At 37.0% G+C, this 23,016-nt stretch carries 24 protein-coding genes and 1 riboswitch; of the genes, 4 read left to right on the forward strand and 20 right to left on the reverse strand.

The window, feature by feature from the left end; all coding sequences use genetic code 11:
- Genes ACTWQM_RS18470 through ACTWQM_RS18485 form a run of 4 tightly spaced genes read right to left on the reverse strand, consistent with a single transcriptional unit; the run spans nt 1 to nt 4,205 of the window.
- Entirely contained in the window at nt 1-930 is a 930-nt protein-coding gene (locus ACTWQM_RS18470; protein WP_443259632.1) for a type II secretion system F family protein, read from the reverse strand.
- Nucleotides 902-2,272: a CpaF family protein gene (locus ACTWQM_RS18475; RefSeq protein WP_443259633.1), complete on the reverse strand. Its 1,371-nt coding sequence runs from the start codon at nt 2,270-2,272 to the stop codon at nt 902-904. Before ACTWQM_RS18475 ends, ACTWQM_RS18470 begins: the two co-directional genes overlap by 29 nt.
- A 20-nt stretch (nt 2,273-2,292) precedes the next feature.
- Complete coding sequence (locus ACTWQM_RS18480; RefSeq protein ID WP_443259634.1) at nt 2,293-3,426, reverse strand: AAA family ATPase; 1,134 nt, start codon at nt 3,424-3,426, stop codon at nt 2,293-2,295.
- A 41-nt stretch (nt 3,427-3,467) separates the two neighbouring features.
- Nucleotides 3,468-4,205 carry an SAF domain-containing protein gene (locus ACTWQM_RS18485; protein ID WP_443259635.1) on the reverse strand — a complete coding sequence of 246 codons (738 nt, stop codon included), beginning with the start codon at nt 4,203-4,205 and terminating at the stop codon, nt 3,468-3,470.
- 393 nt (nt 4,206-4,598) lie between these two features.
- Between ACTWQM_RS18485 and ACTWQM_RS18490 the strand changes: the two genes are divergently transcribed.
- Complete coding sequence (locus tag ACTWQM_RS18490) at nt 4,599-4,880, forward strand: hypothetical protein (protein WP_443259636.1); 282 nt, start codon at nt 4,599-4,601, stop codon at nt 4,878-4,880.
- A 24-nt stretch (nt 4,881-4,904) separates the two neighbouring features.
- Here the strand turns inward: ACTWQM_RS18490 and ACTWQM_RS18495 are convergent, their stop codons facing one another.
- Complete coding sequence (locus tag ACTWQM_RS18495; protein ID WP_209481556.1) at nt 4,905-5,177, reverse strand: YutD family protein; 273 nt, start codon at nt 5,175-5,177, stop codon at nt 4,905-4,907.
- Nucleotides 5,178-5,317: 140 nt separating this feature from the next.
- Between ACTWQM_RS18495 and ACTWQM_RS18500 the strand changes: the two genes are divergently transcribed.
- Complete coding sequence (locus ACTWQM_RS18500; protein ID WP_443259637.1) at nt 5,318-5,875, forward strand: YhcN/YlaJ family sporulation lipoprotein; 558 nt, start codon at nt 5,318-5,320, stop codon at nt 5,873-5,875.
- Nucleotides 5,876-5,960: 85 nt separating this feature from the next.
- Nucleotides 5,961-6,890 (forward strand): M23 family metallopeptidase, encoded by a 930-nt coding sequence (locus ACTWQM_RS18505; protein ID WP_443259664.1) that lies wholly within the window; start codon nt 5,961-5,963, stop codon nt 6,888-6,890.
- Between the two features lie 56 nt (nt 6,891-6,946).
- On the opposite strand, the gene ACTWQM_RS18510 is transcribed toward ACTWQM_RS18505, so the two are convergent.
- The 8 genes from ACTWQM_RS18510 to ACTWQM_RS18545 form a co-directional block, all read right to left on the reverse strand.
- Nucleotides 6,947-7,051: a methionine/alanine import family NSS transporter small subunit gene (locus ACTWQM_RS18510; RefSeq protein ID WP_443259638.1), complete on the reverse strand. Its 105-nt coding sequence runs from the start codon at nt 7,049-7,051 to the stop codon at nt 6,947-6,949.
- Between the two features lie 4 nt (nt 7,052-7,055).
- Nucleotides 7,056-8,591: a sodium-dependent transporter gene (locus ACTWQM_RS18515; RefSeq protein WP_443259639.1), complete on the reverse strand. Its 1,536-nt coding sequence runs from the start codon at nt 8,589-8,591 to the stop codon at nt 7,056-7,058.
- Nucleotides 8,592-8,849: 258 nt separating this feature from the next.
- On the reverse strand, nt 8,850-10,397 hold the full coding sequence (locus tag ACTWQM_RS18520) for a Na+/H+ antiporter NhaC family protein (RefSeq protein WP_443259640.1): 1,548 nt from the start codon (nt 10,395-10,397) through the stop codon (nt 8,850-8,852).
- A gap of 521 nt (nt 10,398-10,918) precedes the next feature.
- Nucleotides 10,919-11,095, reverse strand: a riboswitch (Lysine riboswitch).
- Between the two features lie 48 nt (nt 11,096-11,143).
- Complete coding sequence (gene yunB / locus ACTWQM_RS18525) at nt 11,144-11,932, reverse strand: sporulation protein YunB (RefSeq protein ID WP_443259641.1); 789 nt, start codon at nt 11,930-11,932, stop codon at nt 11,144-11,146.
- Nucleotides 11,933-11,998: 66 nt separating this feature from the next.
- Nucleotides 11,999-13,084: an HD-GYP domain-containing protein gene (locus ACTWQM_RS18530; RefSeq protein ID WP_443259642.1), complete on the reverse strand. Its 1,086-nt coding sequence runs from the start codon at nt 13,082-13,084 to the stop codon at nt 11,999-12,001.
- A 135-nt stretch (nt 13,085-13,219) separates the two neighbouring features.
- Nucleotides 13,220-13,522: a YunC family protein gene (locus tag ACTWQM_RS18535; RefSeq protein ID WP_443259643.1), complete on the reverse strand. Its 303-nt coding sequence runs from the start codon at nt 13,520-13,522 to the stop codon at nt 13,220-13,222.
- Between the two features lie 60 nt (nt 13,523-13,582).
- Nucleotides 13,583-14,977, reverse strand: a complete 1,395-nt coding sequence (locus ACTWQM_RS18540) for a bifunctional metallophosphatase/5'-nucleotidase (RefSeq protein WP_443259644.1) — start codon at nt 14,975-14,977, stop codon at nt 13,583-13,585.
- 12 nt (nt 14,978-14,989) lie between these two features.
- The gene (locus tag ACTWQM_RS18545) at nt 14,990-15,781 is read right to left on the reverse strand and encodes a sulfite exporter TauE/SafE family protein (protein WP_443259645.1); all 792 of its coding nucleotides are present in this window, start codon (nt 15,779-15,781) and stop codon (nt 14,990-14,992) included.
- 616 nt (nt 15,782-16,397) lie between these two features.
- Between ACTWQM_RS18545 and ACTWQM_RS18550 the strand changes: the two genes are divergently transcribed.
- Nucleotides 16,398-16,574, forward strand: a complete 177-nt coding sequence (locus ACTWQM_RS18550; protein ID WP_443259646.1) for a hypothetical protein — start codon at nt 16,398-16,400, stop codon at nt 16,572-16,574.
- 513 nt (nt 16,575-17,087) lie between these two features.
- Here ACTWQM_RS18550 and sufB read toward each other — a convergent pair.
- The 7 genes from sufB to ACTWQM_RS18585 form a co-directional block, all read right to left on the reverse strand.
- On the reverse strand, nt 17,088-18,485 hold the full coding sequence (gene sufB, locus ACTWQM_RS18555) for a Fe-S cluster assembly protein SufB (RefSeq protein ID WP_443259647.1): 1,398 nt from the start codon (nt 18,483-18,485) through the stop codon (nt 17,088-17,090).
- Nucleotides 18,451-18,576: a hypothetical protein gene (locus ACTWQM_RS18560; RefSeq protein WP_443259648.1), complete on the reverse strand. Its 126-nt coding sequence runs from the start codon at nt 18,574-18,576 to the stop codon at nt 18,451-18,453. Before ACTWQM_RS18560 ends, sufB begins: the two co-directional genes overlap by 35 nt.
- 10 nt (nt 18,577-18,586) lie before the next feature.
- Nucleotides 18,587-19,021 carry a Fe-S cluster assembly sulfur transfer protein SufU gene (gene sufU / locus ACTWQM_RS18565; protein WP_443259649.1) on the reverse strand — a complete coding sequence of 145 codons (435 nt, stop codon included), beginning with the start codon at nt 19,019-19,021 and terminating at the stop codon, nt 18,587-18,589.
- Entirely contained in the window at nt 19,011-20,231 is a 1,221-nt protein-coding gene (locus ACTWQM_RS18570) for a cysteine desulfurase (RefSeq protein ID WP_443259650.1), read from the reverse strand. The genes sufU and ACTWQM_RS18570 overlap by 11 nt, the downstream gene beginning before the upstream one ends.
- On the reverse strand, nt 20,231-21,541 hold the full coding sequence (sufD, locus tag ACTWQM_RS18575) for a Fe-S cluster assembly protein SufD (protein WP_443259651.1): 1,311 nt from the start codon (nt 21,539-21,541) through the stop codon (nt 20,231-20,233). The genes ACTWQM_RS18570 and sufD overlap by 1 nt, the downstream gene beginning before the upstream one ends.
- 16 nt (nt 21,542-21,557) lie before the next feature.
- The gene (sufC, locus tag ACTWQM_RS18580; RefSeq protein ID WP_443259652.1) at nt 21,558-22,343 is read right to left on the reverse strand and encodes a Fe-S cluster assembly ATPase SufC; all 786 of its coding nucleotides are present in this window, start codon (nt 22,341-22,343) and stop codon (nt 21,558-21,560) included.
- A 414-nt stretch (nt 22,344-22,757) separates the two neighbouring features.
- A complete protein-coding gene (locus tag ACTWQM_RS18585) occupies nt 22,758-22,928 on the reverse strand; it encodes a hypothetical protein (protein WP_443259653.1) in 171 nt (56 codons plus the stop codon).
- Nucleotides 22,929-23,016 lie beyond the last annotated feature (88 nt).

A 23,016-nucleotide genomic window follows, 5' to 3' on the forward strand; every position in this document is an offset into this window, starting at 1 on the left:
CTACACCTTTATATTCGTAATTTTTCGTATCAGGAAAAATGATAAAACAATCGATACTATAAATATTATTAATATTATTAATCCAAATCCGGAAAACAATGGATCAATAAAGCCATCAATCACATTATTCATTACAAGCAACAAGAATACAGGCAGTGCAGGAACAATAAACGAAATATACTTTTCTTCCGAGGTCATTGTCTTAATTACTTGATCTAATACTTTTCTTTCTTCAAATGTATCTGCCATTGTGTCAAGCGTTAATGCTAAGTTCCCACCGGTTTGCTTTTGAATTAGAAGTGTTGCAATAAACAGATTAAATTCACGTGACTTATTTCGCTTTTGTACGGAACGAAATGCAGCTTCCATCGTGATACCCAGTTTCAGCTCATTGGAGATGCGTTTGAATTCATCCCCCGCTGGTGCTACAATTTCTCTTGCTGCTATGTCAATCCCCTGATTGATTGTTAACCCGGACCGTGCAGCATTTCCAAGAATCCTGCAAATTTCCCCAAGTTGTTCATTAAATCGTTTTTCATAATTATTTTTTCTAAAATAAAATAATAAGTAATTTGCTACTAGAAGTAATAGTATTGGCAGCAACATTGCTATGTGGAATGGCATCCCGAATATGGAAAAAAACATTACAAGTAATGTGATATAGCCAGTAACCAATATTCCTAAATACTCCGAAGGCAACAATTTCAAATTTGCATTTTGCAGTTTATTACGTAATGCTTGGGAGGATTCCTGCTCATCAAAACGATCCCCCCATTTACTAATAAAGCTTTTCCGCTCTTCTTCTGGGTACCACTGTCTTACTATTTGTTTCCATTCTTTCTTTTGGGAGCGATAACCTAAGTAAAAATACACAAACAATAAAAGAGACAAAACTGCTAAACTATAAAGTATAGACACCGCTATGTTCATAGTCCACTTCCTCCTTTGGGGTGAAGAAATCCCTCTCCAATTCTATTCCAAAGATCTTAAGATGTGGTAAACATTTCGGGATTACCCCTGTTGGTGTGTAATCACCCCTTATATTTCCATCACTGTCTACACCTGTTCGTTGAAATCTGAATATGTCCCTTACTTCTATTTTGTTACCTTCTATTTTTTCAAGTTCTGATATGTTCGTGATCTTACGAGTTCCGTCGGTTAAGCGTTGAACCTGGACGATATAATCCAATGCTCCAACAATATAATCGCGAATTATATGTGTAGGTAAATCCATTCCTGCCATGACTACCATCCCTTCTACACGATTAATTGCATCTATTGGAGTGTTTGAGTGAACAGTTGTTAACGATCCTTCATGACCAGTATTCATTGCTTGGAGCATGTCAAATGCCTCTGCTCCACGAACCTCTCCAACTATAATCCGGTCGGGTCTCATCCGTAACGAGTTTTTGACCAAGTTCCGAATGGTTATTTCCCCACTGCCTTCAACGTTTGGGGGGCGGGATTCCATTCCAACAACATTGGATCTGTCAAGTTTAAGTTCTGCAGAATCTTCAATTGTTATTACCCTTTCACCATGTGGAATTGATTTTGCCAAAGCATTTAGCAAAGTAGTTTTACCACTTCCTGTTCCACCAGAGATTAATACATTTAATTTCGTTTCTACTAATACCTTCAAGAAGATAGACATTTTATTTGTGAACGTGTTGTATGTTTCTAGATCATCCATAGTAAATGGGGTTTTTCTGAACTTACGAATGGATATTATCGTACCCGCTAGACTAATTGGTGAAATTATTGCGTTCACACGGCTACCATCAGGCAATCTAGCATCAACCATTGGAGAGCTTTCATCAATTCTTCGACCAAGGGGGGCAACAACCCGGTCAACAATGTGACGCACATGGGATTCATCCTTAAAAGAAACGTTCGTCCGCTCAAGTCTACCGTTTCGTTCAACATAAACTTCTCTTGGGCTATTTACCAGAATTTCGGTAATGGAATCATCTTTTAAAAGGGGTTCCAACGGTCCGAATCCAACACTTTCATCAATAAGATTGGAAAGAAGTTTTTCTTTATCCTGTCTTGGTATGACTACTTTTTCCTCAGCCATAAACTGACTAACATATCGTTCAATTTTCAAACGTTTGTCTGACTCTTTTAAACTCGTAATTTGTTCCAGGTTAACTTCAGTTAAAAGTCTGGTTTTATAGTGTTCTACCAATTCATCTATATATCCGGAATTGGCGACAAAGCTAGCATCAATATCATTACGTGCATTGGCTTCTCCTTTATTTTGAAAAAGAGACATGATACCACCTCACCTGTTTATTATTTCAACATCGAATTTACCCATTTATGTATATCTTTAGCAACAGGAGTCAATTTCTTCTCTTGTACCTCCTTACGCAGTGTTTCACCTTGATTAATATATGACTGAACATTTTTAATATCCTTTCTAATTTCTGCAGCAATTGTGTAGGATACAAAACGGTCCATATCTTTCTTCGTCAATTCCTTATCTTTACCTTTAAAGTTCATTACAAGTTCAAGTCGATCATCTGTTATAATTCCTAATCTATTAAACAGATTTTCAACACCTTTTAATACTCTAATAGCTACTGTATCAATATCCATTACATAATAAATTCGGTATGCCTCTTCTAAAACGGTAAAAACCCGCTCATCAATCCAATTGGGTAAATCAACAATAATAAAATCATAGCTACGTTTACTGGCTCGTAAAAGTTTTATAATAAATTCATCATTGATTTTCTCGGCCATCTCGGCGTCTCTTGGACTTACCAGCACATTTAAGTCGGAGTGTTCTTCCTTTTCAGCAATGTTTCGCAAATGTGGTTCATTTAATTCATCAATTACCGGAAGCAAGTCGATTATTGATCGATTACTGTCTATGCCCAAAAATGTCTCAGCACCACCAAATTGTAAATTTAAATCTATAAATAATACTTTTGCTGTCGACTCTAATTTTAACGTCTGAGCAAATGTAGTACTTAATAGTGACTTTCCTGTTCCCCCGCTTCCGCTATAAAAGGCAAATATCTTACCTCCACCGCGTTTGAAGCTCTCAGTTTCATCAGCCTTTTCAATTCGTTGTTTCACTTCTCTTGCTAATATTTCAAGATGTTCTTGAAATATCAACTCCTCACCGGGAAACACATAATAATCAGAAATGCCCAGCCTTATTAATCCTCGTAGCAATTCAAAATCCTCTTCATCATTCAAACATATGATGGATGCATTAGGAGAGTCTGATAACACAACCTGTGCATCATCGACGGCTGAATTATTACTATTTAACAAAATGACAATTTGTGCGTTGTATTTTTTTAAATCTGTAGCAGCTATAAAATGGATCTGAAATGATTCATTTATATGTTCACCTAAAGACGAAATCAATTCCTCATTCTTTCCAATAACATAAATATCATTTACTTTAGCCATACGCTTCCTCCAAATACTGAAATAAATACACTATTCTTTTCTTATTCTTTATTATCCTTTTTTTCCTTTTCTGCATTTGCTTTCTTTTCTTTATCCTTCTCCGGTACTTCCTCTACTACTTGTTTGTTTTCAGCCTCAGTTTCTTCTTTATCTGCTCGCTTTTGCATTTGGCCAACATTTGATTTCACAATTCTTAGGCTATCGGCATAATTTTGCATATGTATAAGTTCTGGTACCTTTTCAAAAGGAATCTCTAACTGCACGCCAGAAAATTCCTTTTTTTGGGTAGCTACCCTGGCAACTTTTACGTCTTTCATGAAAACCTCAGTTACAGGCTCTTCTCCAAAGCTGCTTGAAATGATAATATCCACACGATCCAGCGCAAATAACTCTTGGTCAAAAAAAATTTTTTCGGAAGAATTCAACAATGTTATCAACCGATTATCTGTTTCCGTGATTGTTGAAGTTTTTTTCAATATACTTTTAGTAATAATCTCTCCAGATGACAGTGGTACAACAGATACTATATTTTTCAATGATTCAATATTTGTAATATGTTCATCACGTAAATATTTCTTTGGTATCTCGTCTGTAGTGATATCTTCTGGATTAATCATTGATCTTGAAGGAATATCGTTGTTAGCGACATAAACCTCCACAATGGTTCCAAGGTTACTGTTTAAGGCTTGAACTTTCTTTAATACAAGAAATCCAGAAACTAATGCTAATACAAGTGCGATTAGAAAAAATATAATTGCCTTCCGTTTCGATTCAAGCATTTATTGACCCTCTTTCTCTCTTCAATATATACGATTAAACATAAGTAATATATACAATACATCATTACATAAATACCAATTGTGTCAATATTGTTACAAATAATAAGCGTTACTGCTGAGTTATTAATACCTATAAATTTTGTAATAATTTCCAATTTGTTACCTAACAAATAAACAAATAATAGGTATAATTACCTAAAAGTATCCAATTAAATGTAAATAATTGTTAACTAACTAGTTATTATTATTTATTTATTCAAATTATTAAATAATTGCCTTTTATCTTAAATTCAAACTATTTTTATAGTCGAAATTAACCATTTATATTGGATTAAATTAACATGATATTTTAATACTAAGTTGCAGAGATTAAAAAAGAAAGGATGATGTTGCGTGTCAAAGAAAGATAAGAAGAAGTATAGTAATTTTTCAAATGTTAATAACCAGAACAACTTAATACCTGAAGAATTTCCTGAAGGACCTTTTGGATCTGCTATTAATGATGAGGAACCAGTCTTTAGTAAGTCAACACCATGGGAAAAGGGTCAACGCCGTCAGAGTGCGTTTGTTTATCCAGACAAAGAGCAACATGAAGACTTGCCAAGACAAACACCTGGTGCGCATCCTATTCATGATGAACCAGGCGATGTTCGCCCAGAAGAAGAAAAGCAGTAGTTCCTTTTGGAACTACTGCTTTTTTTAATCAATTTTTTTTATAATAAAATAAGCACAGCCAAAATTACAATACTCGTACAAATAGTCATCTAATGTACTTATTTTCGTATCGAATGCAGCTTTTGAGTTTTGGTCATCATAAAAGCCCTTAAGTCGAAGCTGCTCATATCCCCAGTCCCCAACTATAAAATCATACTTTGACAATATGTCTGAAAATCGTTCATTAAATTTTTCCTCTTGGAAAGCATCTTTTATATTTTCTATAATTTCGTATTTTTTCCCTTGAATTTCAATCAATTAAGTCACCCCACTTGTGCTGACTATAGTTTATCACATCCATGCAATTAACAACCACCAATTTTTACAATAATTTGGTGAATGATTTCGTCACAATACAACAAACTAAGGTTATGTGAAATTACTTTAGGAGGAGAATTATGAACAGGAAACTTTTTCTATCTTATTTTATAATTGTAACTTTCGTACTTACAGGATGTGGTGATACAGAAAACACTTCAGACGAACGGGAGCAGATGACTGATGAACTGGACCCGGCTCAGGAAAACCAACCTGCTAACCCTGCCGGTGATAACAAATTAGGTTATGTACGATACACGAAAGATCAATTGAACAATGATCCTGAAAAAAATCACTCCGTAACCATCGATCGAACAAAGATGGCTAATATGATTACTCGAATCATATTGCGGAATGATGGTTTTGAAGAAGTTGCTACTCTCGTAACTGATGAAGAAGTGCTTATCGCGTATTCTAAAAGTGAGGAAATGGACTCCATGAAAGCAGCAGATATGGCCAAAAAATCAGCTGTTTCTGTAATGCCTGGGTACTTCGATATTTATGTATCTGAAAATGAGTTACTGATGCAGGATATACAAAGTCTCCATAATTCAAGTGTTCAAGATAATAATTATGACAATACAATAAACCGGATAATTAAAGAGATGAAGAAATCACCACAGGGGATGGGAGAATAAATAACTGCTGATTACTATAGTAGAACACTAAGGAGGTGAAACGTCCATGTCGGTGAAACTATATACACTTCTGTTACCAATTTTAATGATTGGATTATACTGCGGAGGACAGGAGATACTGGCAGAAGAGCAGTTATATGATGAACGTATGGCATTATACAAAAAAACCGAGGCATTGACGCAAGTCCCCTGGTATTATATAGCAGCAATCGATCAATATGAACGGAATAGCAAGAAAGATGACTCCGAAGAAAAAGTAGTATCAATAACAATTCCGGATGAACTCTGGTACGGTCTTGGAAATACTTCCTTGATTAAAGATGAAGATATTATACAATTTTTTCACGGAAATGGAAAAGACGGAAATGGAGATAATAAGGCTAATCCAAAACAGCCTGAAGATGTTCTGTATACGATGGCTAATATAATTTTGGAATACGGACCAGCTAAAGATGAAGTGAAAATTGCACTCTGGAATCACTATAAACGGGACCTTACAGTTCAAACCATCATGAATACAGCTAAAGTATTCCGTAAGTTCAAGAGTATTAATCTGACAGATCGCGATTTTCCGGTTTCGCTAAACTATAATTACAGTTATCGAAGTACATGGGGAAACAGACGGGGTTTTGGTGGTTTAAGAATCCACGAAGGAACAGATATCTTTGCTGGATATGGAACTCCTGTTAAATCCACAACATACGGCGTTGTTGAATTAAAAGGCTGGAACCTGTATGGAGGATGGAGAATTGGTATTCGGGATATATACAATATTTATCACTACTATGGTCATTTAAGCGGGTATGAGGATGATATTAAGGTCGGACAAGTAGTGAAACCCGGAGATGTTCTTGGCAGTGTTGGCTCAACTGGATATGGGCCACCCGGAACCTCAGGTAAATTTCCGCCACATTTACATTATGGAATGTATAAAGACAACGGTTATAGCGAATTTTCGTTTGATCCATTTCCGTACTTACGTAAATGGGAGAAAATGGCGAAGGATAAAAGCTAACATAAACAAATTAGAGCCTCTACCGAATACGGTAAAGGCTCTTAATAATTTATTACTTATTGTTGTTTGGATTTCTTCACAGCGTTTGTGATACTAGCTGCTAATCCTCCCCAAATAATTACCATACCAAGGATCATAACGAATATCGCTCCACCACTCATTTTGTTACCCCTCCCCAGTTTTCTTTGATTCTTCTTCTGCAGATTCTGGCGATTTCCATTTCGTTAATGCTAACAGGACACCAATTACTAATGCGCCAGCAGCAACAAACCATCCTCCAAACAGGATAAACGTATCAGAATAGTTTCCATAGTTACCCGTTTCTGTTTCAAATAGTTTCATTAGATTCTGCTTAAACAAGCCAAACATTGTATATCCTAGTACAAGTGGTGTAATAACACTTAAACTTAGTGTCCACCACCAGCCAAGCTTAATATCTGAAATTTCATTTGCATGTTCCTTGAAATCTCCTAGTTTACGCAAGAACCATGCTATTACCACTACCTCAACAAGTCCAATGAAAGCTACACCAAACTGGTTAATAAAGTAATCAGCAGCATCCAGGAAGCTTAATCCGCCCTGTGTTGCAAATAATAATGAGATTATTGCCGCAGTTCCACCACCGAATAATACAGCCTTTGAACGTGATATATTGAATTTATCTACTAAACCTGCAACATATGTTTCGGTAATTGACATAAGTGACGATAAGCCGGCAAGCACCAGCGAAGCGAAGAACAGGAATCCGAATAGTTCATTTAGTGCAGGGAATTCATTTATAATTGCCGGGAAAACGACAAATGCTAAACCAACCCCACCAGAAACAACTTCATCTACTGCTACTCCTTGTTGATTCGCCATAAAACCTAAGACTCCAAATACTCCAATACCAGCTAGTAACTCAAAACTGGAGTTTCCGAAACCAACAATGAAGGCATTATTTGTTAAATCAGTTTTCTTCGGTAAATAACTTGAATACGTAATCATAATAGCGAATGCAATAGATAAACTGAAGAATATTTGCCCATAAGCAGCTACCCAAACATCAGGATCTCCAATTTTACTAAAATCAGGTGCAAAGAATGCCTCAAGACCATCAATTGCTCCAGGTAAAGTGATTGCACGAATTACAATAATAAGAAAAATAATTACCAATGCTGGTATAAAAATCCGGTTTGCAAGCTCAATACCCTTTTTAACACCTTTGAACAGGATACCTAGTACGACTGCCCAAACAATGATTAAAGGAATTAACACTCCTGGAACGAAACTGCCTGTCTGACCAGGGTCAACAGTTAGGTTCAAATAATCGGTAAATAAGAATGCCTCTGTGTCTGAACCCCAATTCAAGTTGAATGAGAATATCGAATAAGACATAGCCCAAGCAATAATAACTGAGTAATAGGTCGATATGACGAAGGCAACTAACACTGCCCACCAACCAATAAATTCTGATCCTTTACTCATTTTTTTGTAGGTTAACGGTGCAGAACCACGATATTTGTGACCCATAGTGAATTCCATAATTAAAATTGGAATACCTGCTGTTAATAAAGCAATTAAGTATGGTATAAAAAACGCACCACCACCACTTTCATACGCTGTTGCCGGGAACCGCCAAATATTTCCCAGACCAATTGCGGATCCAACAGCAGCAAAGATAAAACCTGCTCTTGTCCCCCATTGAGAACGATTTTCCATTTCTAGACCTCCTCTTTTTCCTTCCTTGTTACGTCCTAAGTATATGTATGAGGGTAACAAGGAATGTTTAAAATCTTTATTTTATTCTGATATTGATGTTTGTATTATAACGGTACTTTTTGACTATGTCAAAGCAATAATCATATTTTCTGTATTCACTTTATTTACGTTAAATGAGATCCTCCAATAATACACGTAAAAAAGGCCATCACGAATCATATTTATACTTATCATGATGACCTATTTTACCCGGATTTACTATATTCTTTTGTTAATAAACTGGATAACAAATCCAACCAAAAATACTACAATTAATGCAGCAAACAAAGCAAGAACTACTTGATTCGTTATACCAATTATTAAGTAACCAATAGCTGAAGCAAATGCCGCGATAAAAGCATATGGAAGCTGTGTCAAAACGTGATCAATGTGGTTACTGCCAGCACCTGTGGATGATAATATAGTCGTATCTGATATTGGCGTACAGTGATCTCCAAAGACAGCCCCCGCCAATACAGCTGATAGTGCCGGAAGTAACATGGAAACGTCTGTTATAACTGCAACTTCTGCTGCAATTGGCAGCATAATTCCAAATGTTCCCCATGATGTACCTGTTGCTAATGCCATCAGGCCTGCAATAATAAAGAACAACAGTGGTAATAATGCTGAACTGATTGAAGCATCGCTAACAATCTGTGCTAGATATTGACCTGTTTCAAGTGCCCCAATTACAGAACCAATCATCCAGGCAAGCAGCAATATATAGATTGCTGGGAGCATTGTTTTGATGCCCTCGAACAGAATTTTTCCCCAACTAGCTTTTGGTTGTCCTTGCTGGAGATGGAATATTAATGCGGTTAATACTGACGCAACTCCTCCAAGAAATAATGAAAGGTTAACATTCGTATTTGCAAAGGTTGTTAAAATCGTAACCTCAGCGCCACTTGCATTCATTCCTGTTAAAACCATTGCCGTAACAGTAGCAACAATTAAAACACCAATTGGAGCTAATAAGTGGTAAATTCTCCCCTGTTCATGTGGTTCAAAAGCATCACCAAGATCTCCCGGAACGTTATTTTCACCCGGTTTAAGCAACTTCCCTTCCGTTTTAGCCCGGTCTTCATGTACACGCATTGCCCCAATATCGATCTTAAGAAATGCTACTAAAAATACCAAAAGTACAGCTGAAAGTGCATAAAAGTTAAGCGGAATCATGGTGATAAACGCTTCAAGTGGTTGAATATTAGTTATTTCATTTGCAGCGAAAAGCCCGCCGATAATACCAATAATATAAGCACCCCAGCTTGATATAGGTGATATCACAGTCACTGGTGCAGATGTCGAATCAATAAAGTATGCAAGCTTTGCCCGTGAAATTTTATGCCTGTCTGTTAATGGTCTTGCAATTTGCCCGACAGCCAGACTATTGAAGTAATCATCTATAAAAATAATTAGCCCCATAATCGCTGTCATTACTTGAGCACCTTTACGTGTCCTAACCCTATTAATCATCAAGTCTCCAAAGGCTCTGCTTCCTCCCGACGCTGTCAAAAATGCTGTCAGCATCCCTAGAAGTAATAAAAAGCTCAATAAATAAATATTTCCAATGTTAACCGATCCATCCAAAATAAAAATATTATAAAAAATTATACCTATTTCCTGAATAGAATCGATTACTGCAAAATCATGAATAAATAAGGATCCGACAATTATTCCTGCCCCCAACGACAGTAGTACTTTCCTCGTTAGTAAAACTAGTACTAGCATAATAATTGCTGGAATGATTGAAAAAATTGTTCCTTCCATGTACCTCTTCCTCCATTTCTTTGATGAAGTGCATGATGTCAGAGATCTGATGTGAGTATATTAGCATATCGCCAGAAGTTACTAGCGATAGCCCTCGTAATACTGTTATAGTCTTCTAAAAGTAGGGCTCTTTTCTGAAGTCTTGTTGCTTTTTATTCTCCGGAGTCGACATAAACTGCAACGTAACTGCTAGAATAATCTCTATAAACTTTCGCCCCGCTGTCCGGGGTCGCTACGGACTAGTGTAGCCATCACAAATTTATTCTATAGCAATTCTTACTCCAGTCAACAGCGGAGGAAAATACACGTAGACTCCTGTGGGCGCTGTGGCCTAGATGAGACTACGCAGCGACGTAGGAGCAAGGAGGGACATCAGCCGGCTTAGGTGCGCAAAGTGTATTTCCGGAGCGTCATCATAGCACTCAAACTTTTTAGAAAACAGCCTTAAGAAAAAAAGACGCAAAAAAGCAATGATAGAAAATAACCTACCATTGCTTTTACAGTATACGTTATCCTCCATTTCGATCAGTAGTTCTCCATGCACTAAGTATTAGCATGGCAGTATATCTTTTATTCAAAAACATACCAGCAATAATGACTTGACTATCATTATGCTTCGGCAAAAAACCCTTTCATCTATCGTCATTGATGTCAACCTCTAACAAATTACTTATGTTTTTTGCGCCTCTACCTCACCGATCTGATAAGGTTAGCCATATTTATTTTTCCTAAAATATTATACCAGTTTATTCATCATCCTTCAAGGAGTTTTTTGGAATTGAAATTGATGGGTTACCCGATCCACCACTGCTAAAGAATTCAGGTACATCACCCATAATAACTCGTTTATCAATGTAGATTTTATTTTGTACCTCTGTCACATCTGTCGTAAATGGTACAATAATCTGTACATCCGCTTCGACCATGATATAAATAGTCAGCACCGTTCCATTAAGCCCAATAGGTTGTTGCTCTGTAATGACATCTGTACGGACTGCTCCAGTAAGTTGAAGGTTTACGGGAACTTTCGGCCCTAAATTAGCAAGCACAGTATTACCGGTTGCCTGACCAATTGGAATCTCAACAACTGTAGGGTCTTTTTTAGGAAGATCTCCTGCACTTCCATCGTATTCAGGAGTTTCATGAAGTGACTCTTCATATTTAGGCTGTCTGCCTTCATTCATACTGATAAAAAATTCCTCAACACGGTCAGTTGCGACTCGATTAATTTCACTAATCACCGATTGATTCCATCCGACCGTCGTTATATTCCCTTCATTATCTTCCGTCATTGATATGATATCCTCAAATCGGTAATCCTCCGCAAATCTCACTGCCGAGTTTATCGCTCTAGTTCCGAATTCGGTTGTTTTGTTTTCGGCAATTGTCATTAATGGGTCTTTGATTCCCTGATCAATTATCCATATACTGAAGACAACCATAAAACTGAACAATACTGTAGTTATGACCATAATATTTTTCACGGGAGGTGGTGTCCGTGGGTTCCTTTTTCTCCTGATGATGGGCTGCTTCAACATAAAAACCCCCTTATAAAACAACTTATGCTTGTTTAAAGGAGGTTAGAATTTAATATTATTCAATTATGATTCCAGATTGCACGACGTAATTGTTACATTTAATGTTGATGCCAAATCAATTTCATATGGTTCAACTTCCTTGCAGTTTTCCTTAAAAACTCTGATAATAGGTCGATCACACAGGTTTTTGTTCTGTTTTGAAACAATTCCGTTTCTGCCGTCACTTAATTTGACAGTCAGGCCGTTTGGGTATACAGCCACACTTTTTTTGAATGCTTCAACCATCTCTTTATCAAATAAATTAGTTGCACCAGCGTATAACACTTCTAAGCCTTCGTGCGGCAGCTTGGCATCTCGATATACCCGGTTACTGGTTACAGCATCGAAAACATCAGCGACACTGATAAGTTTTGCGTATTTATGCATTTGATTTCCCTTAATACCACGTGGATAACCAGATCCATCTAGACGTTCATGATGCTGAAAAGCGCAATGAGCTACTAATAATGGTAGATCCAATTTCTTTCTTAAAAAGTTAAATCCGAGTTGAGTATGTTCTTTTATAACTTGGAATTCCTCATCATTCAAGGCTTCAGGTTTCTGCAATATGTCCTGATCGATGAATACTTTACCAATATCATGCAGCATTGCACCTGCACCAATTTCTGACAATTCCTTTTCCGAAAGGCCCAATTCAATTCCTATTGCAATGGAATATATCGTTACATTAATAGAGTGCTGAAATATGTAATCATCCGTCACAAAAATATCGGCAAGAAATGATATGGTGTCTGAATTGTTTTGCATCTCGTCCATAATCTGCTTTATAATATCGGTAAGTTTTCTTTCCTGTTTATTTAATATGTGGGAATTATTCATAAATCCTTCTTGTTTCATCTCTGAGAATGTTTCTTTTATTGTATTGGATGCCTCCATCCGTAATTCCTCTGAGATTGGAGATTCAATATGAATATCGTCCGTTAATCCATCTTTTATGTAAATATATGTTATACCTTGATTAAGAAGTCGCCTGATAGCTCTCTCTGTTAAGTTTAAATCCTTCTGTATTAACACTTGTCCATTATCATTGTATATGGTTTGAGCAAGAGTTGTACCGGGTTGAATAGATTTTGTGCTTACAAGTCTCATATATGAACTCCCAACTTTACCTTGTCTAACATTTTTCGTTAAAATTCGACAAACATTCATTAAAATAATACCAAAATATGCCCGAAATTGCTATTAAAATTTAAAAATATGCCTTCCGCGTTGGAAGACATATCGCTATGATATTTTGTCTAAGGCTTCCTTACCTATCATTCCTGATTCCCAGCCATATACTTTGGAGGCCTCGGTAATCTTCTCCAATGGTGCATTTAATAATTCATCAATGGTTTTGACACCTACTGCACGCCCTGCTATTACTTTTCTGTCCGCAAGCACATTATTTAATAAATCTACATCCAATGCACCACACATAATGTAACCTACCTCATTGGAGATCATTAATAAGTTTGTTTTAGGTAGTTCTACCGTAATCGCAGTAAAAAACATTCCGTTCACTTCTAAAGGATTTACAGTAATCATTTAACGTTTATTCCTCCCTCATAATGTACACGATATCTTATGCACTGGGGAGGTTCTTTGTCACACAAAATCATTACGCAAAGTCTGTGCTAATAAATCACGTAGAAATTCGGGTAAATAGTATTTCTTTGTTTCGGATTTAGCTACTTCCGGCAACAAACGTCCAAACGTAAAAGTGTCTGCTGTTGCAACTGTGTAGGATTTATTTTGATCTAAGGCTTCACCATTCCAGGTGACTTGTTTAACGTATTCATGTCCATCTTCCCTAAAGAACGTATCTACGTGTAAATTGGAATAAATCATTCGTCCAATTACTTCACCCCGAAAACCAAATCCTTTCAGTTTAAGCTCCGTTAATTCTTTTGTAAAGGAAGCCCGAACTACCTCAAGTAACTCGTCACCCTTTAATTCTACAACACACGGATTTATCGGGTGTGGACATATTCGATGAATATCTTTATAGGTGATATTACCTGCTGGAAATTGGTCCAGTAGCACGCCGGCGTTCAGCATCGCAACATCTGCATTAGTCCATTCTCGTAAAGTGTCTGTAAGTTTTTGCATTACTTTTGTATGTCTAAACCACTTTATTTCGATAGTATTATCAAGATGAATTACAGTCTCGCCAAGTATTTCATCTGTTTTCTCCATCAGCTCATTTAAGGTCTTTTCAGTATGGAGGTCTTTAGCCATATGGGTTATATCTTTTGTATATGCTTCTTTATTAACCAGTTTTTGAAGTGAATGATCCCATGTTAAAATAACTTCACCAACAAATGCACAGTGTTTGCCAGCAGCAGTTATAATTGTATCGTTGATCAATTCTCCAGTACGAAATAAATGATGTGTATGACCACCAATAATAACATCGATATCATCGAATCTGCGGGCAATTTCCTGATCCTCCGTAATGCCAAGGTGTGACAATAAAATAATGACATCCGTTGACTCTTTCAACTTTTCCACATGCTTTTCCAACACCTGAACAGGAACAGAAATATGCCAATCGAGCAGCTCATAAAATGCATTGAATGGAGCCGTCAATCCAATAACACCAATTTTAACACCATTAATGGACTTTATTTCTACGGTAGGCTGCAGCCAATCTGGTTCGTTGTTAGTTATGCTTTCCATATTCGCACATACTACCTGAAAATCGGCTTCATCATATAGATTGTGCAAGTCATCATGTGCCAAGGTTATCCCTTCATTATTGCCAATTGTAGCCAGATCATAACCCACATCATTCATTAGACTTACGTTTGCTTTTCCCATAAATGCTTCCGCAATCGGATCCACACGATCTACATGATCCCCAATATCGATTAACCAGCATGAATTATTCTCAGCTTGTTTCCGTTCTTTTTCTTCTTTTAAATAACCGGCGACGCGAGACCAGTTTTCAAAGTAGCTATGTAAATCATTTGTATAATAAAAGTAAATTTTTTCCTGCATATGATATACTCCTTACATTATTCCTTCAATTATCAGTCGAACTCCAATTATAATTAGAATAATTCTTAAAAACCACTCTAATATATTACCTGTAATTTTCTGATTTACTTTAGCACCAATTGTACCGCCTATCCAAGCACCAGGAATAAAAAAGAATACATACTCCCAAGCAATATGTCCAAGAGCAATATGTGTGCTTGCACTAATGATGCTGATGAATAATATCATAAACATTGATGTTGCTGTGGCTATATGTACGGGTAACCCGAATAACAGAATCATCGCGGGGACCATTACAGAGCCCCCACCTATACCAAATAGGCCTGATAATATACCAACAATTAATGAAATTGTAAATGCTGGCCAAAAAGATACGTTGTAATGAAATGTCTCATCATTCTCATCATTTGATCCAGATGCAGGCTGTTTTCGTTTTATTAAAAATGATAATGATAAGGTGATCATTAATAAACCAAAATACAATGTAAATTTATCTGAGTCCACGAACTGATTTAACCATGAACCAAAAATACCACCAGGAATGCTGCCCGTCAAAAGCAGCAGTCCTATTCGGTAATTAACTCTTCGTTTCTTATAATAAGCAACAGTAGATGAAAAAGCAGTAAAAATCATAGCAATTAAGGATATACCTACAATTATTTGCGGTGTTGCCCATGCAAATAAATCAGACGTTTGGTACATAAATAACAGGATGGGAATTAAAATGATTCCGCCACCTAATCCAATAAGGCTTCCAATAAATGCTGATACTACAGCAATCAAAACACAAATAATATAAACCAAACACTATCCCCTCAATCTTGTACGCTTCTATCACAATAGTAGCATTGATTAAGGATGAAATACATAATTATGCTGTTGATATCTGTTGAAATTTCTACTTACCATTGAAGTATTCCTTCTACTACTATTATCGAAACTGATATGAAAAAAGTGCCATTAAAATAAATTTAATTTTGATGCCACTTTTGGGCTCCGACATTCGATATTAGGTGTAGAAGAGTGTTTAGCTATACTACGTGCTGAGGTTACAGAAGGAAAAAATGTATTTTGAAAAGTATGGAACAAAGATAGGAATACGCACCCTCGCCAGCAGTGGAAATATGCGAGACTCCTGCGGGCAAGGAACGAGCAGAGGAGGTTCGACACTTCCCCGCGGAAAGCGAATATATTTCTACTGGTCACAAACATCTAACTGCAACCTCTACAAATAAAATGTTCTCAAAAAAAGAACTCCAAATTCTGCATGTTTTTGTGTATATAAAAAAGCAATTATGAATTTGGTTAGAGCAAAATAAAACCCGTTTACGTTATAGTGGAGATACAATAGATTGGCTTCACATGGGGGTTTAGGCACACTTATCTTTTCAGGAAACTTCCTGAAAAGGAGGTGTTGCGTATGGGTGTTGATGCGGTATTAACGTTAATGATATCTTTCGGGATGTTGATCGCGTTTATTATGTCGGACAATAACCATATTAGAAAACTTGGCTTATCGCCAAGCTTTAATGGCGAAAGCCTTAGTTGTACTTATGCAGTAAGAAAGCATTTGTACTTTCTTAAACTGCAAAAATAATCCCTCATGTGCTTTTGCAGGCTAATTGAGGGATTATATTCCTTAAATTGTGCCTACCCCTTTTGATGGGGATAGTCTATTGGAACCATTCCATGTATGCTGCATGGGACGGTTTTTAATCTAATATGTTTTTTCTAAAATTATTATACCACGAATTCACGTTGATTAATAAATTGGGCTTATCGCCAAGCTTAGTTGACTTATGCAGTAAGAAAGTATTTTGTATGAAAATACCTCGATAACTTGATTTTAGCGGACACAGCAGACGCTATTTCTATATAAAAGTGACCTTCTCGAAGTTATCCGGACACAGAAGCCCTTATTATACATATTTCATGGTTATTTGACTGTATTTGTGTGAAATAAGGTCCTTGGTGTCCGCTAACCTCAAATTCTGTTATATGAAAAATAATTTTCATATTAGATGGTGGCTGTGCATTCAACAGCTATGGTGGTTTCTTATCTGCTAATAAAGCCTTGATATGACATTGTCATATCAAGGCTTTCGTCAGTTTAGCCGATTGAACCTTCCATTTCGAATTTGATTAGGCGGTTCATTTCTACGGCATATTCCATTGGAAGCTCTTTTGTAAATGGCTCAATAAAGCCCATTACAATCATTTCAGTAGCTTCTTCTTCACCAAGTCCTCTACTCATAAGGTAGAACAGTTGCTCTTCAGAAACTTTAGAAACTTTTGCTTCGTGTTCCAAGGAAATATTGTCATTATTAATTTCGTTATATGGAATTGTATCTGATGTTGATTCGTTATCCATAATTAACGTATCACACTCAATGTTAGAACGTGAACCGGATGCTTTACGTCCAAAATTAACAATACCGCGATATGATACTTTACCACCTTGTTTTGAAATTGACTTCGAAACGATTGTGGAAGAAGTATTTGGTGCAAGGTGATGCATTTTAGCACCCGCATCCTGATGCTGTCCACGACCGGCAATCGCAATTGAAAGTGTATTACCACGTGCGCCTTCACCTTTTAATATGATAGATGGGTACTTCATTGTTAATTTAGACCCAATGTTACCATCAATCCATTCCATTGTTGCATTTTCATCCGCAGTTGCACGTTTAGTAACCAAGTTATAAACGTTATTTGCCCAGTTTTGGATTGTTGTGTAACGGCAATATGCATCTTTATGAACAAAGATTTCAACGACAGCACTGTGCAGTGAATTCGTTGTATAAACCGGTGCTGTACAACCTTCAACATAGTGTACAGATGAACCTTCATCAGCGATGATGAGTGTACGTTCGAACTGTCCCATATTTTCCGAATTTATGCGAAAATATGCTTGTAGTGGTGTTGTTGTTTGCACGCCCTTTGGAACATAAATGAATGATCCGCCAGACCATACAGCTGAGTTTAAGGCAGAAAATTTATTGTCTGAAGCCGGAATAACTTTTCCGAAATATTGTCTGAAAAGATCTTCATTTTCCTTGAGTGCAGTATCCGTATCCTTAAATACGATACCCATATCTGACAAATCCTGTTTTAAGCTGTGGTATACTACTTCAGATTCATACTGTGCGGATACACCAGCTAGATACTTTTGTTCTGCTTCTGGAATACCTAACTTATCAAACGTTTGTTTAATCTCATCAGGTACCTCATCCCATGATTTTTCCGTTTTTTCGGATGGCTTAACGTAGTAGATAATCTCATCAAAATTCAATTCAGAAAGATCTCCACCCCATTGCGGCATTGGCATCTTATAGAACTGATTCAATGCCTTCAGACGATAATCCAGCATCCATTGAGGTTCATCTTTCATTCTTGAGATTTCTTCAACTACCTCTTGCGTAAGTCCTTTTCCAGAGCGGAAAACCGAAACGTCTTTATCATGAAAGCCATATTTATACTCTTCCATTTCTGGCATTTGTTTTGCCATGTAAAAAACCTCCTTTAGGTGTTTTGGGACGTACTAGTACCGATACTGATACGACATTTGCGTAATAATCGGCATTATCTCCATCATCCATTAGCTACCTACTATTCTTGAACACCTTTTTCCATAGCCTTCCAAGCAAGGGTTGCACATTTGATTCGTGCTGGAAATTTGGAAACACCTTGTAATGCTTCGATATCACCAAAATCTGTGTCACCTAAATCATCCATCTCTTCACCAAGCATCATTTGTGAAAAAGCTTTCGACATTTTCAATGCGTCATCAAGTTTTTTTCCTTTAACAGCTTGTGTCATCATGGATGCAGATGACATACTGATTGAACAACCTTCACCATCAAACTTGGCATCCTGAACAACTCCATTTTCTACTTGTAATTGAAGCTGAATCCGATCACCACATGTTGGGTTATTCATATCAACAGTTAGCGCGTCACCTTCAACTGCGCCCCTGTTTCTTGGATTCTTATAGTGATCCATGATTACCTGTCTATATAATGTATCAAGGTTGTTAAAAGACATCACCAAAATACTCCTTTGTTTTCAAAAGTCCATCGACTAAGCGATCAATATCTTCTTCTGTATTGTATAAATAAAAACTTGCACGTGCTGTGGCTACTACATCAAGCCATTTCATTAGCGGCTGTGCACAATGATGTCCCGCACGAACAGCTACACCTTCTGAATCAAGAACTGTGGCAGTATCATGTGGATGAACATCATCTAAGTTGAATGTAACTAATGCTGCACGTTTTTCAGGGCCATATATGGAAATTCCATCAATTTTTCGTAAGTTTTCGAGTGCATAATCAGCTAACTTTTGTTCATGTGCTGTAATATTTTCTAACCCAACATCATTCAAAAAGTCGATTGCTGCACCTAACCCGATTGCACCAGCTATAATAGGCGTACCACCTTCAAACTTCCAAGGCAATTCTTTCCATGTTGAATCGTAGAGATTAACAAAATCTATCATTTCTCCACCGAATTCCACTGGCTCCATTTCTTCAAGAAGTTCTTTCTTACCATACAATACCCCAATACCAGTTGGTCCACACATTTTATGACCTGAGAATGCGTAAAAGTCACAATCCATTTCTTTTACGTCAATCTTCATATGTGGTGCACCCTGAGCACCGTCGATTACAATAACTGCACCATTTTGATGAGCAATTTGTGCAACTTCCTTAACTGGGTTAACTGTTCCAAGTACATTGGATACATGTGTAACAGCAACTACTTTTGTATTATCTGTTATTGTCTCACGTACATCGTCCAATGTAAACGTCCCATTAGCCTGTAATGGTATATATTTTAATGTTGCACCTGTAGCTTTAGCTGCTTGCTGCCACGGTATAATATTACTGTGGTGTTCCATTGGAGTGATTACAATTTCGTCTCCAGCTTTCAAATTGGCACGCGCATAGCTATAGGCAACTGTGTTGATTGATGTCGTTGTACCACGTGTAAAAATAACTTCTGCAGTACTATTCGCATTAATAAAGCGTCGTACCTTTTCACGAGCACCTTCATATTTGTCAGTAGCCCGAGTACCCAGTGTATGAACACCGCGATGCACATTTGAGTTATCCTGTCGATAATATGCATCGACGGCTTCTATTACTTGCAATGGTTTTTGTGATGTTGCAGATGAATCTAAATATACTAAAGGATGGCCATTCACTTCCTGATTTAATATCGGGAATTGCTGCCGTATGGCGTTTACATCCATTAGTATACCTTCCTTTCAATTACTTGCGTTAACTGTTCCTTAACTGAAGCAATTGGCAGTTGATTAACAACTGGCGCTAGGAAACCATGAATGATTAAACGTTCTGCCTCTTTTTGTGTAATCCCGCGGCTCATCAAATAATACAATTGAAGTGGATCAACACGGCCAACAGAGGCTGCGTGACCTGCTGTTACATCATCTTCATCAATAAGAAGAATTGGGTTAGCATCCCCGCGTGCTTTTTCACTTAGCATTAAGACGCGTGATTCCTGTTCAGCATTTGATTTTGATGCACCATGTTCAATTTTCCCAATACCATTAAATATAGATGTTGCACTATCTTTCATAACACCGTGCTGTAAAATATGTCCTTCTGACTGCTTGCCAAAGTGGACAATTTTTGCTGTGAAATTCTGTGTTTGTTTTCCACGACCAACTGACACAGTTTTCGCATTTGATTCAGAATTGTCACCAACTAAGTGTGTAACATTTTCTGAAACAGTATTCCCATCATTCATTTGACCCAGTGCCCAATCAATTTTGGCATCGCGATAAGCAACACCTCGGCGATTAATATACGAAGTTGTTCCAGCAGCAAAATTGTCAACCGCACCAAATGAAATTTGTGCATTGTTATGCGCAACAACTTCCGTAACAATGTTTGCTACTGTTTCTTCTTCTTTATTTTGTGATACATAATTCTCAACATATGTTAATGAACTATTATCATCAGCAACAACCAATACATGATTAAACATTGCTGCTTCAGGGTCTTCCTGCCAAAAAATCACCTGTAATGGTTCTTCCAGCTGTACATTTTTAGGAACATATACAAATACGCCGCCGTTCATCAATGCTGCGTGAAGTGCAGTTAGACGATGCTCATCAACAGAAACTGCATCCTTCATATAATAACGTTTAACCAAGTCTTCATGCTCACGTAGCGCCGTAAAGATATCAGTAAATATAACACCCTTATTTTTCAGTTCTTCATTGAGGGAAGCATATGCAACCGTGTGATTGCGCTGTATGACCAGGTTTTTCTGTGTATTTTCTTTATCAATAAAGTCCTGTATATCCACTGGTAGATCACCTAATGATGAAATCTTCTCACCTTGAGCTGCCTCATGTTTAAATTTACTGAAATTCCATCTGCCTATCTTCGTTTTATCAGGCTTAGGCATCTCAAGATTATCAGCTTGTTCCAAAGCTTGAAGACGTAATGATTTCATCCATTCTGGTTCATTATTATTTTGTGAAAACTGGCTGATATAATCTTTGTCGTATGGTAACTTTGTTTCAACAGTCATATAACCCCTCCTAACTTTACGCTTTTTGCTCAATTGATACGTCTTCAATACCAAGTTCTTCTTTAATCCAGTCATAACCTTCCGCCTCAAGACGCTTTGCTAATTCAGGCCCACCCGATTTAACAACACGGCCTTGCATCATAACATGCACTTGGTCTGGTGTAATATAATTAAGTAAACGCTGATAGTGTGTAATGATCAAGCAACCAAAATTATCGTCACGTAGTTTATTAATTCCTTTGGACACTACTTTTAATGCATCAATATCCAATCCTGAATCAATTTCGTCTAAAATCGCAATTTCAGGCTTAATAAGCATTAGCTGAAGAATCTCATTACGTTTCTTCTCCCCACCTGAGAATCCTTCATTTAAATAGCGCTGTGCCATGTTTTTGTCGATTTCTAGATGGTCTAAGGCATTATCCATTTCCTTAATGAATTTCATTAGAGAAATTTCATCGCCTTCTTCACGGCGAGCATTTATAGATGAACGAAGAAAATCAGATGTTGTTACACCACTGATTTCACTAGGATATTGCATTCCAAGAAATAGCCCTGCACGTGCGCGCTCATCCACTTCCATTTCCAATACGTCCTCACCGTCAAGATGTACACTTCCTTCAGTGATTTCAAATTTCGGGTGACCCATAATTGCTGATGCAAGTGTTGATTTTCCAGTACCATTTGGTCCCATTACTGCGTGGAACTCGCCACCCTTTATCGTAAGGTTTACACCTTTTAATATCTCGTTACCTTCAATTGAAACATGAAGATTTTTAATTTCTAGCGTTGATCCTGCCATGTCGATACCTCCAATTACTATTATTGTGCTTATTTTTTCAAATGGATATTACATCCATTCTCAATTTATTCTCATTATAATCTTAAAGCATTTCGAATTTATTATCAACTCATTCACATGAATAAGCCAACGTAGATGTTAACTGATTATAGGAACGTTTTTTTTTGAGAAAAATCATAAATTTTCTTTATATTATATGCAATAACTGAGAATGTACTTTCTGCATACCATTAACTTATTTCTGGTATTGTCCTACTGACGGTTAAAAAAATGCTTTATCGTTATCAGGACTTTTCTACATTATTACTTCCACAAACTCCCGTATAGGCTTAGTACACTTACTTCTACAGTAAGACTTCACTGCAAACAAAAACGCTGGTACCCATCCCAGGGTACCAGCACCATGATTATTTATTAATTATGAATGTGACTATCAATTTCAGCTACCATGTGTTTACATTGTTCATACTCTTTCTGTCGTCGCTTTTCAACTGCAATGCGGTTTTCTAATTTTCTTTCATACTCAGCGTAGCACATCTTATGTGTTTGCTGCATTCCCTTCTCCATCTCCGGAGTATAACTCATCTTAATCCCACTAAAAATAGTGAACCATCCTTTCGAATTGATTACAATATTAAGAATACCACAAGGACGATAACCGCTACAAAGTGCA

It is taken from the genome of Virgibacillus sp. L01, assembly GCF_052246775.1.
In the GTDB taxonomy this organism is placed as follows: Bacteria; Bacillota; Bacilli; order Bacillales; family Amphibacillaceae; genus Lentibacillus.

Excerpts from the sequence above, each read along its gene's own strand:
- ACTWQM_RS18480 (WP_443259634.1), bottom strand. The coding sequence starts at position 3,426 with ATGGCTAAAGTAAATGATATTTATGTTATTGGAAAGAATGAGGAATTG.
- sufD (WP_443259651.1), bottom strand. The coding sequence starts at position 21,541 with ATGACTGTTGAAACAAAGTTACCATACGACAAAGATTATATCAGCCAG.
- ACTWQM_RS18505 (WP_443259664.1), top strand. The coding sequence starts at position 5,961 with ATGATTGGATTATACTGCGGAGGACAGGAGATACTGGCAGAAGAGCAG.
- ACTWQM_RS18560 (WP_443259648.1), bottom strand. The coding sequence starts at position 18,576 with ATGGATGATGGAGATAATGCCGATTATTACGCAAATGTCGTATCAGTA.
- ACTWQM_RS18470 (WP_443259632.1), bottom strand. The coding sequence starts at position 930 with ATGAACATAGCGGTGTCTATACTTTATAGTTTAGCAGTTTTGTCTCTT.
- ACTWQM_RS18550 (WP_443259646.1), top strand. The coding sequence starts at position 16,398 with ATGGGTGTTGATGCGGTATTAACGTTAATGATATCTTTCGGGATGTTG.
- ACTWQM_RS18475 (WP_443259633.1), bottom strand. The coding sequence starts at position 2,272 with ATGTCTCTTTTTCAAAATAAAGGAGAAGCCAATGCACGTAATGATATT.
- ACTWQM_RS18585 (WP_443259653.1), bottom strand. The coding sequence starts at position 22,928 with ATGAGTTATACTCCGGAGATGGAGAAGGGAATGCAGCAAACACATAAG.
- sufB (WP_443259647.1), bottom strand. The coding sequence starts at position 18,485 with ATGGCAAAACAAATGCCAGAAATGGAAGAGTATAAATATGGCTTTCAT.
- ACTWQM_RS18535 (WP_443259643.1), bottom strand. The coding sequence starts at position 13,522 with ATGATTACTGTAAATCCTTTAGAAGTGAACGGAATGTTTTTTACTGCG.
- ACTWQM_RS18540 (WP_443259644.1), bottom strand. The coding sequence starts at position 14,977 with ATGCAGGAAAAAATTTACTTTTATTATACAAATGATTTACATAGCTAC.
- ACTWQM_RS18510 (WP_443259638.1), bottom strand. The coding sequence starts at position 7,051 with ATGAGTGGTGGAGCGATATTCGTTATGATCCTTGGTATGGTAATTATT.
- ACTWQM_RS18500 (WP_443259637.1), top strand. The coding sequence starts at position 5,318 with ATGAACAGGAAACTTTTTCTATCTTATTTTATAATTGTAACTTTCGTA.
- ACTWQM_RS18520 (WP_443259640.1), bottom strand. The coding sequence starts at position 10,397 with ATGGAAGGAACAATTTTTTCAATCATTCCAGCAATTATTATGCTAGTA.
- ACTWQM_RS18485 (WP_443259635.1), bottom strand. The coding sequence starts at position 4,205 with ATGCTTGAATCGAAACGGAAGGCAATTATATTTTTTCTAATCGCACTT.
- ACTWQM_RS18515 (WP_443259639.1), bottom strand. The coding sequence starts at position 8,591 with ATGGAAAATCGTTCTCAATGGGGGACAAGAGCAGGTTTTATCTTTGCT.
- ACTWQM_RS18530 (WP_443259642.1), bottom strand. The coding sequence starts at position 13,084 with ATGAGACTTGTAAGCACAAAATCTATTCAACCCGGTACAACTCTTGCT.
- ACTWQM_RS18570 (WP_443259650.1), bottom strand. The coding sequence starts at position 20,231 with ATGGATGTAAACGCCATACGGCAGCAATTCCCGATATTAAATCAGGAA.
- sufC (WP_443259652.1), bottom strand. The coding sequence starts at position 22,343 with ATGGCAGGATCAACGCTAGAAATTAAAAATCTTCATGTTTCAATTGAA.
- sufU (WP_443259649.1), bottom strand. The coding sequence starts at position 19,021 with ATGTCTTTTAACAACCTTGATACATTATATAGACAGGTAATCATGGAT.